This window comes from Klebsiella terrigena (assembly GCF_012029655.1).
GTDB lineage: Bacteria > Pseudomonadota > Gammaproteobacteria > Enterobacterales > Enterobacteriaceae > Klebsiella > Klebsiella terrigena.
Window position 1 is genome coordinate 5,082,434 of sequence record NZ_CP050508.1, and the last position, 12,348, is coordinate 5,094,781.

Here is a 12,348-nt window from a genome sequence, read left to right on the forward strand (position 1 = left end):
CTCCTGTTAAAGCGGGCGCTCGCGCGCCCGCAGGACTTAACCAATAGCAATCGGGAAAAGGGAACCGAGGATCATCGCGCCAAGGATGGCGCCGCCGGTGATCGGCTTCTGCCAGATGTAAAACAGCAGGGCGCCCACCAGTGAACCGATACCGATAGGAATCGATGCGGTCATCGCGCTGAGGATAATCAGCGGCCCAAGGAAGCGGCCAGAGGCGTTACCCGCCCCCATCATGACGTCGGCACCGTAGGTGGAGTCGCTCTGATTAATGGTGAACTTACGCGCCAGGATGATGATGTAGCCGACGGCAAGGCCCAGCGCCAGGCCGGTAGCCAGCGAGGCGGCAAAGTTAGCCACCGGGAAGACGAAGCCCGCGCCCAGCAGCAGCGCCGGAACGCCGAGGCCGATACCGGTCTGAATCGCGCCGCCGATATCAAGGATCCCCACCAGCGAGCCTTCAATGATGCGCGCAAACAGGAAGCTGGCGCCAAACGCCGCGACTGCCCCGTAGGCGCCGGTATCAATGCCCGCTTTCAGCATGGCCACGAAGGCCACTTCGTTAAACGCGCCGATGCCGTAGAGGTAGTACATGTGTGTCCCGGCGAAGACGCCGGAGGAGAGCAGGCCAACGAAGATCGGGAACGACCAGTCGGCATACCAAAAACCTTTATTCTGTTCCATTGAGAGGCTCCTGTTATTTGCCGCTGAGCGAGTTGTGAATCAGATCCAGCCAGTTCGGTACGCCCAGGTGGAAGGACTCCAGGGTCTTAATATCGAAGCCGCGGAAGAAGGCGCTCAGCACGAACAGTGCAACAATGGCGGACATCATCACTTTGGTGACGCGGTGCCAGCCGCTCTCTTCGACGCCTTTACCGATCAGGATGCCCAGCACCAGACCCGGAACGGCGTTACCCATAATCAGCTGCGCGGCGCCGCCGAAAATGGTGGCCCAGAAGCCCGACTTTTTGCCGGCATCGATAGCCGCCAGCCAGAAGATAACCGGCATCACCGTGTTAACCAGCAGGTTAGCAGCGGGAACCAGGACCTTAACGGCGGTGACCTGCAGCGCTTCCGGCACGGAAGAAGCGGTCAGGTTAAGGAAGGAGACCACGAACATGCCGATAACGCCGCAGGCAATCGCCATCTTCTTCGGATCGTGCAGCGTCTCGCCGACGTTGCGGTTTTTCAGCATCAGCGCCGCGGCGCCCCAGTTAGGAATGATGCGGTGATCGACGTCCTGGGTGAAGGAGCCTGCTGCGACGGAAGAGGCCCAGGCGTTAAAGAAGAAGCCGAGGCCAAAGGAGAAGTGGGAAGCCGGATCGCCTTCACAGGAGTTCAGCTCGCCCAACGTACGAAATGCACCCATCCCTTGCGTGGTGGGCGCATGAAACATACGTGCCGCTCCGGCGCCCACACCGACGCCGACCAGGCCGCCGATAATGAGCGATTTTATTAAAATTATCAGGAACATAGTTTAACCCTATGGTGAAAATCAGGTTTGCGTGACGAAATCCACTTTATCGAGATTAATGGCGGTCACGTTGACGGTGACGTTCAGCTCCACGCTGTAGGTCCGTCGTTCACGGCGCAAAAAGAAGAATAAAAACGCTTCTTTGCGCACCGCTTCACGCGCATGAACAACCTCCACATCCTGTGGCTCAATACGCAGTAAGATGTGCGGCGAGGTTTTCATCACCGCCGCCTGCACGTGGTTCAGGGCATCGGCGAACGCCCTTGTCTTGCTCTCGCCTTTGCCCGTAACGCTCACCGTGGTGGTGAATTGCTCTTTCATACTCAGGCGCCGTATTTCTTTTTCCAGGCTTCTACCAGGCGCTCGCCCAGCTCTTCTTTATCCATAAAGCCGAAGCCCAGAACGTTGTAGCCTTCGTTGATAGCGGTGACGCCTTCATCAACGGAACGCATGCCGTATTTCGCTTTGTAGCCATATTTATTTTGCGCGGTGATGGCGCCTGCGCCGCCGCTGCCGCAGAAGGAGATGCCGAAGGTGGCGTTCTCTGCTTTCATCATGTCGCCCAGCTTCATATCAGCGGCAACGCCCGGTACCACGACTGCACGAGCTCCGGCTTTTTCCGCGCCAGCGGCAACTTTCTGCCCTTTACCCAGGCGATCGCCAATTACTACGGTGATTTGTTCCATTTTTTAGCTCCTTACAGGTTTTCTTTTGCGACTTCGAAGTGGACGGACAGCAGCCAGGACTCTTCTTCTGGCAGGTTGCCGAACTGCGCGACCACTTCGCGGGCCAGCATCATTGAATCTTGTGAAATCTCTTCAAACAGGCTGGCATCCACTTCCGGCAGCGGCTCGCCGCTAATTGACCGGTGGGCCATAGCCCGCACGTGGGAGGTCAGCATCTGCTCCTGGACGGCGTTGGGGATGATGTTACGGCGACCTAGCAGGGTATAAACCTGCTGCAGCATCTTCTCAGCCAGCTGCTCGGTTTGCGTTGCCTGCTCCCCTACGTCGTGTGTTACCGCTCCGTTATTCACTTGTCTTACCCCGTTGATGTCTCTGGGGACAAAACTAACGCCGGGGGTGAGGAGTTTGTAGCGAGTTGTTTTCCACTTCGAAGTGGAAAGGCCGCCGGACGATGCGATCCATTGCACATAATTGGCCTAAATCTGCCATTTTCGGCAAAACGGCGTGAGGAGAGTCACAAGAACGTCATTAAATTAGCGTGCGCAAGCGGCCGAAACGGCGGCAGAGAAGAGCGGGAAAATGTGACAGGGATTGGGTTTATGCGAAGACGACGTGCAGGAGGTACCGGCTGATACCTCCTGGAAAAGATCTTAACGGTACTTCTGGTGGTAGGTGTTACGCGTGGTTTTGAACGCTTCCGCAGCGGTCTGCGCCTCTTTGACCTTGCCTTCATTGGCCAGCTTCAGGGCGCCGTCAATCTGGCCAATCAGGATATCGAGGCCGTGGCGATAGTCCTTCATCTCCGCGCTGTCCGCCGCTTTGCCTTCCAGCTTCGGCGGGGTCTCTTTCTGCGCATCGACGGCGGCGTCGCGCATCTTCGTCAGCGCCGCTTTCAGCTCGCCGGCATCCGCGGTCTTCTGCACCACCTGCAGATTCTGCGCGATAGTATCCATATCCTCGCCCAGATCGGCGGCAAACGCCGACGCTGAACCCATCGCCAGGGCTGAGACAGCCAGCGCTGCTAACAGTTTTTTACGCATTGCTCACTTCCTTTTTTATTATTTAAGCATAAGGAAAAGGCGCCACCTGGGCGCCCTTCTATACCCGTTATTGCTCAAGCCGAGGCCTGAATAATCCGGTATAACACGCCGTTATTGCCCGGCGATTTTCATCTCTGGCAGCAGCACGGAACCGCACTGGATGTTGCTGCGCATTTCGATATCGTCGGCGACGGTCACGATATTACGCCACATATCTTTCAGATTTCCGGCGATGGTGATTTCGCTTACCGGATACTGAATTTCACCATTCTCCACCCAGAAACCGGACGCGCCGCGCGAGTAATCGCCGGTCACACCGCTGACACCCTGCCCCATCAGTTCGGTGACGACAAGCCCGGTGCCCATCTCTTTAAGCAACTTTTCAAAACTCAGGCCGCGGCCGTTGATTCGCCAGTTGTGGATGCCGCCCGCGTGTCCGGTGCTCTTCATGCCCAGCTTGCGCGCCGAGTAGTTGGTCAGCAGCCACTGCGTCAGAATGCCGTCCTTAATGATGTCGCGACGCTCCGTACGCACGCCTTCGCTGTCGAACGGCGTTGACGCCAGCCCTTTCAGCAGGTGCGGATGCTCTTCGATGGTCAGCCAGTCCGGGAGGATCTGGGTGCCGAGGGCGTCAAGCAGGAAGGTCGATTTACGGTACACCGCGCCGCCGGCAATCGCGCCGACCAGGTGACCAAACAGCCCGGTCGCCACTTCATTGGCAAAAATCACCGGCGCCTTCATGGTCGAGAGCTTGCGCGGCGCCAGGCGCGAAAGAGTGCGGCGGGCGCACTCGTCGCCCACCCACTCCGGCGATGCTAAATCTTCAATCGCGCGGCCGATGGTATAGGCGTAATCACGCTCCATATCGCCGTTTTCTTCCGCGATAACGCAGCTGGACAGCGAATGGCGGGTAGAACAGTAGCCCTGCAGCATGCCATGGCTGTTGCCGAACACCTTGATGCCGTAGTGGCTGTTGAAGCTGCCGCCTTCGGTGTTGGTGATACGTTTATCGGCCTGCAGCGCCACCTGTTCAGCGCGGGCGGCCAGCTCGATGGCCCGATCCGGCGTCACTTCCGCCGGGTGGAACAGGTCAAGATCCGGGGCGTCAAAGGCCAGCAGCTCTTTATCGGCAACGCCGGCAAACGGGTCCGGCGAGGTATAGCGGGCAATATCCAGCGCCGCCTGCACCGTACGGGCAATCGCCTGCGGGCTAAGATCGGTTGAGGAGGCGCTGCCTTTGCGATGCTGATGATAAACGGTGATGCCTAAGGCACCATCGCTGTTGAATTCTACGTTCTCCACCTCGCCGTAGCGGGTGCTGACGCTGATGCCGGTGGTTTTGCTGACGGAGACTTCAGCACCGTCTGATTTACCTGCCGCCAGTTCCAGCGCCGTGGTCACGGCCTCTTCCAGCGCCTTACGCTGCTGTGCAACTTGAGAGATGACTTTCATCGCTAATGCCATAATGTAGGAAGGAGTTAATTGAAGTCTAACAGAGAACCGTTTTTCAGTGCGCGCCTTAACTGGTAACATTAGCCTCTTTTTTTAAGGAGCCTGAGATGACAAAGCAGCCCGATGACTGGCTCGACGACGTTCCCGGTGATGACGTCGAAGATGAAGACGATGAAATTATCTGGGTCAGTAAAAGTGAAATTAAGCGTGACGCCGAAGAACTGAAGCGTCTTGGCGCGGAACTGGTAGAGCTGGGGAAAAACGCGCTGGATAAAATCCCGCTCGATACCGACCTGCGCGACGCCATTGAACTTGCCCAACGGATCAAGAAAGAGGGCCGCCGCCGCCAGATGCAGCTGATTGGCAAAATGCTGCGCAGCCGCGACGTTGACCCGATTCGCCAGGCGCTGGACAAGCTGAAGAACCGCCACAACCAGCAGGTTGCGCTGTTCCATAAGCTGGAGATGATCCGCGACCGTCTGATTGCCGATGGCGATGACGCGGTGCCGGAAGTGCTGAACCTGTGGCCGGAAGCTGACCGTCAGCAGCTGCGTTCGCTTATCCGTAACGCGCAAAAAGAGAAAGAAGGCAACAAGCCGCCGAAGTCCGCGCGCCTGATCTTCCAGTATCTGCGTGAGCTGGCCGAAGGCGAAAGCTAATTTCGCTCCCGCCCGCCTGGCTTCTCCGCAGGCGGCGCGCCTGTCCGGGCTACCTGATTAACGTTTAACCTGTAGCCCGGCATGCGTGCGCATTGCCGGGAAGGCTGGCTTTCCCCGCACCACCCGCAAGGGCTCTCTCTTTGTTCCCACCGTCAGGCCATCCTGAGGCCTATGTTCAGCGCCTTTCAGCTTTTTTTGCGCCTGTTTTGCCCCTGTTTTGCTTCTCTTTGCCTTCTCTTTTGCCTCCCTGCTGCTTGCCTGCGTTTTTATCCTGCCTGAGCGCCGTTTTGCCAGGCGTCAGCAGACGTGACTTTTTTGCTGCCTCTGCCGCCAACAAAAGCTGAATCGTTAAAGCTAATGGCGCATAAATTCACATTTTTATCGGCAACAATTACGCCAAATTGCATTAAAACAGGACTTCAGTCGCAGTTAAAAACAGCAAATCGCGCATATTCTCACCAGGTGAGGCACTTCACATTTTCATCATCCGCTAACTATTAGATTCCTTTCATTGATAACAATATCGATTCAGCAAAAAGGGACGAAAAATGAAAAAAATAGTAGCGTTGACGGCAGTAGCGATGATGATTTCTGGGCAAGTCGCGGCAAAAACCTGGGTGCTGACAAGCGCTGAAAGCAGTACAGAGAAAGGAAACTGGCAGGTAAGCAGCGATCAGCTGAAAATAAAAGATCGCCATTTCAGCATCGAGCAAAAAGTGCTCCACGGCGGCAAGCAGGAGGGGAGCAAAGTTATCGTGATTCGCAGCCAGGACGGCCTGACTATCGCGCTCAGCCCGACTCGCGGTATGAACTTGCTCAAAATCGAAGGTTTCGGCACGCGGATGGGCTGGGACTCGCCGGTCAAAGAGGTGGTGAACCCGGCGTTTATTAATCTGGAAAGCCGCAACGGGCTGGGCTGGCTGGAAGGTTTCAATGAGATGATGGTGCGCTGCGGCTACGAATGGACCGGTCATCCGGTCACCGCCGACGGACAGATTTACACCCTGCACGGCAAAGCCGGAAACACGCCGGCCTCGCAGGTTGAGGTCGAGGTTGCCGATAGCGCGCCGTATGAAATTCGCATTCGCGGGCTGGTGAAGGAGAGCACCTTCAAGAAGGCCGATCTGCAGACCATGACCGAGCTGCGCTACGTGCCGGGCAGCAACAGCTTCAGCCTGCACGATGTCTTAACCAACCATGCCGATTATCCGCATGATTATCAGATAATCTACCACAGCAATTTCGGTACGCCGATTCTCGAAGAAGGCGCGCGTTTCCTTGCGCCGATGGCCAGCATCAGCCCGTTCAACGACTATGCCAAAGCCGGTTTGAAGACGTGGCAAACCTATGCCGGACCGACCAAAGACTTTGACGAGATGGTATTTAATATTCAGCCGCTCGCCGATGACCATCACCAAACGCTGGCGGCGGTAGTTAACAAGGCTGGCGATAAAGGCGCGTCAATTCAGTTTGATACCCGCCAGCTGCCGGTCCTGACGCTGTGGAAAAACACCGATAGCCAAAAACAGGGCTATGTTACCGGCATCGAGCCAGGCACCAGCTATGCCTATCCGGTGACCATTGAGCGCGAGCAGAAACGCGTGAAGCAGCTGCAGCCGGGCGCCAGCGCGCAGTTTGATCTGACCTATACCCTGCTGCACAACAATAAACAGGTTGCCGAGGTTGAGCAGAGGATTGCGGCGATCCAGGGCGATGCGAAGGTTGCGGAAAACGACGCGCCGATCGCCAAAGAGTAACCTCCCGGCAGGCGCTGCTCCCGGGCTTACCGCAGAGGCAGCGCCGACACCGCACATCCCCTTCCCGGCGCCAGCGCCGGGATATCGCTTAGGCCATCACCACCTGGCGCAGCTGCTGCGCAAAGCGCCGGTACTGCGCCTCGTCAATCGCCTGCGGGTAGCTCAGCGCCATCAGCGCATGATCGGCGATGCCGTAATGATAGGTCGGGTGACGGTGCGGCCACGGGTTGTCGCTAAAGCCCATCGCGGCGTAAAACTGCAGCCGCCGACGGGCGATTTCCGTGGTCAGCGGATCGATCTCGAGGATGGTCAGCGGCGCACGCTTTAGTATTTCCGCCAGCAGGCGCTTGCCGTAACCGCGCGAGCGCAGGCCGTCGTCAATCGCCAGATGTTCAATGTAGCCATAGCCCGCAAACTGCCAGCTGCCGCTTAGCCCGATAAACTCGCCGTCATCAAACCACGCCTCCAGCGCATAGTGCGGGTCGCGCAGCGCGCGCTGTTTAGCCAGCGGCTCGCGCTGCTCGTGCCAGGGGAAAGCCTTGACGTACAGCGCGTCCAGCGCGGGAAAGTGCGGCGAATCGATCGAGGTCAGTTTTTCAGAAGTGAGCATGACAAAATCCAGGATGGCAAAAAATCTGCCCTCGCGCGGAGGGCAGAGAGACGATCGTCGGAATTACTCCGCCGCAGCCGCCTTGCTGGCCAGCTTATCCAGCAGCTTCTGATGAATGCCGCCGAAGCCGCCGTTGCTCATCACCAGAATGTGGTCGCCCGGATGGGCGGTTTTGATGATCATATCCACCAGCACGTCGACATCGGCGCTCCAGTGGGCGGGCTGCACGCAGGCTTCAGCCACCTCGGCGACCTGCCACGGAATATGCTGCGGCTGCAGCAGGAAGACTTCATCCGCGCGGCCCAGCGACGGCGCCAGATCGTCTTTGCAGACGCCCATTTTCATGGTGTTCGAGCGCGGTTCGAGCACTGCCAGAATGCGGGCAGTGCCGCCAACCTTGCCGCGCAGCGCCTGCAGCGTCGCGAGGATCGCCGTCGGGTGGTGGGCAAAATCGTCGTACACGGTGACGCCGTTCGCTTCGCCGCGCAGCTCAAGGCGGCGGCGGGCGTTGATAAAGCTGCCCAGCGCGTTGGCGGCGTCTGCCGGCACCACGCCGACATGGCGGGCGGCGGCAATCGCCATCAGGCCGTTATGCATATTATGCTCGCCAACCAGCGTCCACTTCACTTCCCCGACTTTCTCACCGTCAAGCCAGACTTCCCACTGCGAGGCGTCGGCGTTAAGCTTCTTCGCCTGCCAGTGGCCCTGCTCGCCGACCAGCTCCTGCTCGCTCCAGCAGCCCATCGCCATGGTCTGCTTCAGGTTGATGTCGTTTTCCGGCAGAATAATTTTGCCCTGGCCCGGGACAATGCGCACCAGATGATGGAACTGCTTCTGGATAGCCTTCAGGTCATCAAAGATATCCGCGTGATCGAACTCAAGGTTATTGAGGATCAGGGTTCGCGGGCAGTAGTGAACAAATTTCGAACGCTTATCAAAGAAAGCGCAGTCATATTCATCCGCTTCGATAACAAAGAACGGGCTGCCGCCCAGGCGCGCGGAGACCTCGAAATTACCCGGCACGCCGCCAATCACAAAGCCCGGCTGATAGCCGCAGGCTTCGAGGATCCAGGTCGCCATGCCGGCGGTCGTCGTTTTACCGTGGGTGCCGGCTACCGCCACAACCCAGCGATCGCGCAGGACGAAATCATGCAGCCACTGCGGGCCGGACATGTACGGAATGTTGTTTTCCAGCACCGCTTCGACGCACGGATTGCCGCGGGTCATCGCGTTACCGATGATTACCAGGTCCGGCCGAGGCTCCAGCTGGCTGGCGTCATATCCTTGAATAAGATCGATCCCCTGATTTTCCAGCAGGGTGCTCATCGGCGGATAGACGTTAGCATCCGACCCCGTTACCTCATGACCGAGGGAACGCGCCAGCATTGCCAGCCCCCCCATAAACGTGCCACAGATACCTAAAATATGAATGCGCATTCGTCACTTCCCTCTTTAATCTGGCGCACATTTTACCCTTATGTTCGGCATCAGAGAAATGCATTTCAGGCGAATCCGTTTTTTGCTGGCGCGATTCACCTGTGCGTATTTTTTTTATTCTTTGTTAAGATTGTTGCGTTCGTTTTACTTCACATAAACATGCAGGGAACGGGTTATGAAAACGTTAGGTGAATTTATTGTCGAAAAGCAGCACGAGTTCTCCCACGCAACCGGCGAGCTAACTGCTTTGTTGTCGGCGATAAAACTAGGCGCCAAGATCATCCACCGCGATATCAACAAGGCCGGTCTGGTCGATATCCTGGGTGCCAGCGGTGCTGAAAACGTCCAGGGCGAGGTGCAGCAAAAACTCGATCTGTTCGCCAATGAAAAATTAAAGGCCGCACTGCGAGCGCGCGATATTGTTGCCGGGATCGCCTCTGAAGAAGAAGACGAAATCGTCGTCTTTGAAGGCTGCGAACACGCAAAATACGTGGTGCTCATGGACCCGCTGGATGGTTCCTCTAACATCGACGTTAACGTCTCTGTCGGGACCATCTTCTCCATCTACCGTCGCATAACCCCGGTCGGCACGCCGGTCACCGTCGAAGATTTCCTGCAGCCGGGCAGTAAACAGGTCGCCGCAGGCTACGTCGTTTACGGCTCCTCCACGATGCTGGTTTATACCACCGGCTGCGGCGTGCACGCCTTCACCTACGATCCTTCTCTTGGCGTATTCTGCCTCTCCCAGGAGCGCATGCGCTTCCCGGAGAAAGGTAATACCTACTCCATCAACGAAGGCAACTACATCAAATTCCCGATGGGTGTGAAGAAGTACATTAAGTTTTGCCAGGAAGAGGATATCGCGACCCAGCGCCCCTATACCTCGCGCTATATCGGCTCACTGGTAGCGGATTTCCACCGCAATCTGCTGAAAGGCGGTATTTATCTCTACCCAAGCACCGCCAGCCACCCGGACGGGAAGCTGCGTCTGCTGTACGAATGCAACCCGATGGCGTTCCTCGCCGAGCAGGCGGGCGGTAAGGCCAGCGACGGTAAAGAGCGTATTCTCGATATCGTCCCGGTTAGCCTGCACCAGCGCCGCTCCTTCTTCGTCGGCAACAACCATATGGTTGAAGACGTCGAAAACCTGATTAAAGAGTTCCCGGACGCGTAACGCTTCTGACTTCCCCTCTCGCCCGGCGAGAGGGGAATTTACGCTAGCGATTCGCCGCCCCACTCACCCGCGATACCGGCGAGTTCTGGCGGTTTTCCCACAGCACCGTCAGCCCGCGCTGCAGCGCAATAAAGATAAACAGCAGAATGCCGATCGCAATTTTCGTCCACCACGAGCTGAGCGTACCGTCAAAGTTGATGTAGGTCTGAATCAGCCCCTGAATCGCCACGCCGAACAGCGTGCCTAATACCGTGCCGACGCCGCCGCTGAGCAGCGTGCCGCCAATCACCACCGACGCAATCGCGTCCAGCTCAACGCCCACTCCGGCCAGCGCGTAACCGGCCTGGGTATAGATAGAAAAAACGATCCCCGCCAGCGTCGCCAGCCCGGTCGAGAGCATGTAGATGCGGATGGTGGTCCCACGCGTCGAAATGCCCATCAGGTTCGCCGAGACGGCGCTGCCGCCAATGGCGTACACCTGATTGCCAAAGCGGGTGCGGTGGGCCATAAAAATGCCCGCCACCACCACCAGCAGCATCAGCAGCCCCATCGCGCTCAGGCGACCGCCGCCGGGAATGGTCCATGCCAGCCCGGAGAGCGTGTCATACACCGGATGATCGATAGGGATGGACTCTTCAGAGACCAGGTAGCTCACGCCGCGCAGGAAGAACATCCCGGCGAGGGTAATGATAAACGCCGGGATCTTCAGCGTATCGATAAGCCAGCCCATCAGCGCGCCAAACGCACAGCCCATTACCAGCACCAGCGGGAACGCCAGCAGCGGCGTGATCCCCCAGACGCCAATCGCTTTTGCGAGGAACACGCCGGTGAAGGCGATGACCGACCCGACCGAGAGGTCGATGCCGCCGGAGAGGATCACGAAGGTCATCCCGACGGCAATAATGCCAAGAAAGGCGTTATCGGTGAGGATATTGCAGATCACCCGCGTCGAGGCGAAGCCGGGAAACTGGGTCAGACAATAGAGGTAGCCCAGCACGAATACGGCAAGGGTAATCATCAACGGCAAGTTACGTTTTATCACGGCCGCGCACTCCTTTCAGTAAGCTGATAAAGCGCGGCGACTGAACGATCAGTACGCACAGCACCACCACCGCTTTCACTACCTGGTTTAACTCCGGCGGGAAGCCCGACAGCAGGATCCCGGTGTTCATCCCCTGGATAATCAGCGCGCCGATGACCGAGAGCAGCAGGTTAAAGCGCCCGCCCATCAGCGATGCGCCGCCGATCACCACCGCGAGGATGGCGTCCAGCTCCAGCCACAGACCGGCGTTGTTGGCGTCGGCGCCGCGAATATCCGCCGCAACGATGATCCCGGCTATCCCCGCGCACACGCCGCTGAGCACGTAGGCCAGCATCACGACGATGCGGGTGTTGACCCCGGCATTTTTCGCCGCCCGAATGTTGATCCCGACCGCTTCAATAAACATCCCCAGCGCGGTTTTGCGGGTGAACAGCCAGAACAGCAGCAGCGTGGCGGCAGCAATCAGCACCGGCGTCGGCAGCAGCAGCAGCGAGCCGCTGCCGAGCCACGCCAGAGGCGGCGAGTCAAAGGTGACAATCTGCCCGGAAGTGATCAGCTGCGCGACGCCGCGCCCGGCCACCATCAGGATCAGCGTGGCCACGAACGGCTGGATCTTCAGCACCGCCACCAGGATGCCGTTCCATAGCCCGGCCAGCGCGCCCGCGCCCAGCGAGGCCAGCAGCACCACCGGCAGGCTATGCCCGGCAACGGTCATTGAGGCGGCGGTCGCGCCGGCAATCGCCATCACCGCGCCGACCGACAGGTCAATCCCGCCGGTAGCGATAACCAGCGTCATGCCAATCGCCAGCAGCGCGACCGGCGCCGCGCGGTTAAGAATATCGATGGGGCTACCGAACAGGCGCCCCTCCTGGAGGACAATCTGGAAAAAGTGCGGCGCCACCAGGCTATCAACGGCCAGCACCAGCAGCAGCGCAATAATTTGCGGCATACCCTTCGGCCAGCTGAAGCGACGCTTCGTTTGGCCGGTTTGCGGAAGAGATCCTGGCATCATGATTTACT

Annotated in this window: 15 protein-coding genes; 3 read left to right on the top strand and 12 right to left on the bottom strand. The window is 58.2% G+C overall.

The annotated features are described in order from the left end of the window. Positions 1 to 36: 36 nt before the first annotated feature. The 7 genes from HCK03_RS23810 to pmbA form a co-directional block, all read right to left on the bottom strand. Positions 37 to 681: a DUF4310 family protein gene (locus HCK03_RS23810; RefSeq protein ID WP_032689791.1), complete on the bottom strand. Its 645-nt coding sequence runs from the start codon at positions 679 to 681 to the stop codon at positions 37 to 39. A gap of 13 nt (positions 682 to 694) precedes the next feature. Then, complete coding sequence (locus HCK03_RS23815; RefSeq protein ID WP_041143762.1) at positions 695 to 1,471, bottom strand: DUF4311 domain-containing protein; 777 nt, start codon at positions 1,469 to 1,471, stop codon at positions 695 to 697. 21 nt (positions 1,472 to 1,492) lie between these two features. Beyond that, entirely contained in the window at positions 1,493 to 1,792 is a 300-nt protein-coding gene (locus HCK03_RS23820) for a DUF4312 family protein (RefSeq protein ID WP_041143761.1), read from the bottom strand. Positions 1,793 to 1,794: 2 nt separating this feature from the next. Then, the gene (locus HCK03_RS23825; RefSeq protein WP_076947013.1) at positions 1,795 to 2,157 is read right to left on the bottom strand and encodes an SFCGS family glycine-rich protein; all 363 of its coding nucleotides are present in this window, start codon (positions 2,155 to 2,157) and stop codon (positions 1,795 to 1,797) included. Positions 2,158 to 2,168: 11 nt separating this feature from the next. Beyond that, positions 2,169 to 2,507: a glycine dehydrogenase gene (locus HCK03_RS23830; protein ID WP_041143759.1), complete on the bottom strand. Its 339-nt coding sequence runs from the start codon at positions 2,505 to 2,507 to the stop codon at positions 2,169 to 2,171. A 300-nt stretch (positions 2,508 to 2,807) separates the two neighbouring features. After that, a complete protein-coding gene (gene cybC / locus HCK03_RS23835; protein ID WP_041143758.1) occupies positions 2,808 to 3,197 on the bottom strand; it encodes a cytochrome b562 in 390 nt (129 codons plus the stop codon). Positions 3,198 to 3,308: 111 nt separating this feature from the next. Further along, positions 3,309 to 4,661: a metalloprotease PmbA gene (gene pmbA, locus HCK03_RS23840; RefSeq protein WP_041143757.1), complete on the bottom strand. Its 1,353-nt coding sequence runs from the start codon at positions 4,659 to 4,661 to the stop codon at positions 3,309 to 3,311. Positions 4,662 to 4,756: 95 nt separating this feature from the next. Here pmbA and yjgA point away from each other — a divergent pair, with 95 nt between their 5' ends. Then, entirely contained in the window at positions 4,757 to 5,308 is a 552-nt protein-coding gene (gene yjgA / locus HCK03_RS23845) for a ribosome biogenesis factor YjgA (protein WP_041143756.1), read from the top strand. Positions 5,309 to 5,574: 266 nt separating this feature from the next. On the opposite strand, the gene HCK03_RS23850 is transcribed toward yjgA, so the two are convergent. Then, the gene (locus HCK03_RS23850; RefSeq protein WP_155397489.1) at positions 5,575 to 5,715 is read right to left on the bottom strand and encodes a hypothetical protein; all 141 of its coding nucleotides are present in this window, start codon (positions 5,713 to 5,715) and stop codon (positions 5,575 to 5,577) included. Between the two features lie 141 nt (positions 5,716 to 5,856). On the opposite strand from HCK03_RS23850, the gene HCK03_RS23855 reads away from it, so the two are divergent. Next, positions 5,857 to 7,065, top strand: a complete 1,209-nt coding sequence (locus HCK03_RS23855) for an aldose 1-epimerase family protein (RefSeq protein WP_041143755.1) — start codon at positions 5,857 to 5,859, stop codon at positions 7,063 to 7,065. A gap of 88 nt (positions 7,066 to 7,153) precedes the next feature. Here the strand turns inward: HCK03_RS23855 and HCK03_RS23860 are convergent, their stop codons facing one another. Then, positions 7,154 to 7,675 (bottom strand): GNAT family N-acetyltransferase, encoded by a 522-nt coding sequence (locus tag HCK03_RS23860; RefSeq protein ID WP_167692274.1) that lies wholly within the window; start codon positions 7,673 to 7,675, stop codon positions 7,154 to 7,156. 63 nt (positions 7,676 to 7,738) lie between these two features. Continuing rightward, complete coding sequence (mpl, locus tag HCK03_RS23865) at positions 7,739 to 9,112, bottom strand: UDP-N-acetylmuramate:L-alanyl-gamma-D-glutamyl-meso-diaminopimelate ligase (RefSeq protein WP_041143753.1); 1,374 nt, start codon at positions 9,110 to 9,112, stop codon at positions 7,739 to 7,741. A 175-nt stretch (positions 9,113 to 9,287) separates the two neighbouring features. Here mpl and fbp point away from each other — a divergent pair, with 175 nt between their 5' ends. Then, on the top strand, positions 9,288 to 10,286 hold the full coding sequence (gene fbp, locus HCK03_RS23870) for a class 1 fructose-bisphosphatase (protein WP_041143752.1): 999 nt from the start codon (positions 9,288 to 9,290) through the stop codon (positions 10,284 to 10,286). Positions 10,287 to 10,329: 43 nt separating this feature from the next. Here fbp and yjfF read toward each other — a convergent pair whose 3' ends face one another. Together yjfF and ytfT are read right to left on the bottom strand one after the other, a co-directional pair. Continuing rightward, positions 10,330 to 11,328 carry a galactofuranose ABC transporter, permease protein YjfF gene (gene yjfF / locus HCK03_RS23875; RefSeq protein ID WP_041143751.1) on the bottom strand — a complete coding sequence of 333 codons (999 nt, stop codon included), beginning with the start codon at positions 11,326 to 11,328 and terminating at the stop codon, positions 10,330 to 10,332. Then, the gene (gene ytfT, locus HCK03_RS23880; RefSeq protein WP_041143750.1) at positions 11,315 to 12,340 is read right to left on the bottom strand and encodes a galactofuranose ABC transporter, ATP-binding protein YtfT; all 1,026 of its coding nucleotides are present in this window, start codon (positions 12,338 to 12,340) and stop codon (positions 11,315 to 11,317) included. The genes yjfF and ytfT overlap by 14 nt, the downstream gene beginning before the upstream one ends. Positions 12,341 to 12,348 lie beyond the last annotated feature (8 nt).

Excerpts from the sequence above, each read along its gene's own strand:
- HCK03_RS23810 (WP_032689791.1), bottom strand. The coding sequence starts at position 681 with ATGGAACAGAATAAAGGTTTTTGGTATGCCGACTGGTCGTTCCCGATC.
- HCK03_RS23815 (WP_041143762.1), bottom strand. The coding sequence starts at position 1,471 with ATGTTCCTGATAATTTTAATAAAATCGCTCATTATCGGCGGCCTGGTC.
- HCK03_RS23820 (WP_041143761.1), bottom strand. The coding sequence starts at position 1,792 with ATGAAAGAGCAATTCACCACCACGGTGAGCGTTACGGGCAAAGGCGAG.
- HCK03_RS23825 (WP_076947013.1), bottom strand. The coding sequence starts at position 2,157 with ATGGAACAAATCACCGTAGTAATTGGCGATCGCCTGGGTAAAGGGCAG.
- cybC (WP_041143758.1), bottom strand. The coding sequence starts at position 3,197 with ATGCGTAAAAAACTGTTAGCAGCGCTGGCTGTCTCAGCCCTGGCGATG.
- pmbA (WP_041143757.1), bottom strand. The coding sequence starts at position 4,661 with ATGGCATTAGCGATGAAAGTCATCTCTCAAGTTGCACAGCAGCGTAAG.
- yjgA (WP_041143756.1), top strand. The coding sequence starts at position 4,757 with ATGACAAAGCAGCCCGATGACTGGCTCGACGACGTTCCCGGTGATGAC.
- HCK03_RS23850 (WP_155397489.1), bottom strand. The coding sequence starts at position 5,715 with ATGCAATTTGGCGTAATTGTTGCCGATAAAAATGTGAATTTATGCGCC.
- HCK03_RS23855 (WP_041143755.1), top strand. The coding sequence starts at position 5,857 with ATGAAAAAAATAGTAGCGTTGACGGCAGTAGCGATGATGATTTCTGGG.
- HCK03_RS23860 (WP_167692274.1), bottom strand. The coding sequence starts at position 7,675 with ATGCTCACTTCTGAAAAACTGACCTCGATCGATTCGCCGCACTTTCCC.
- mpl (WP_041143753.1), bottom strand. The coding sequence starts at position 9,112 with ATGCGCATTCATATTTTAGGTATCTGTGGCACGTTTATGGGGGGGCTG.
- fbp (WP_041143752.1), top strand. The coding sequence starts at position 9,288 with ATGAAAACGTTAGGTGAATTTATTGTCGAAAAGCAGCACGAGTTCTCC.
- ytfT (WP_041143750.1), bottom strand. The coding sequence starts at position 12,340 with ATGATGCCAGGATCTCTTCCGCAAACCGGCCAAACGAAGCGTCGCTTC.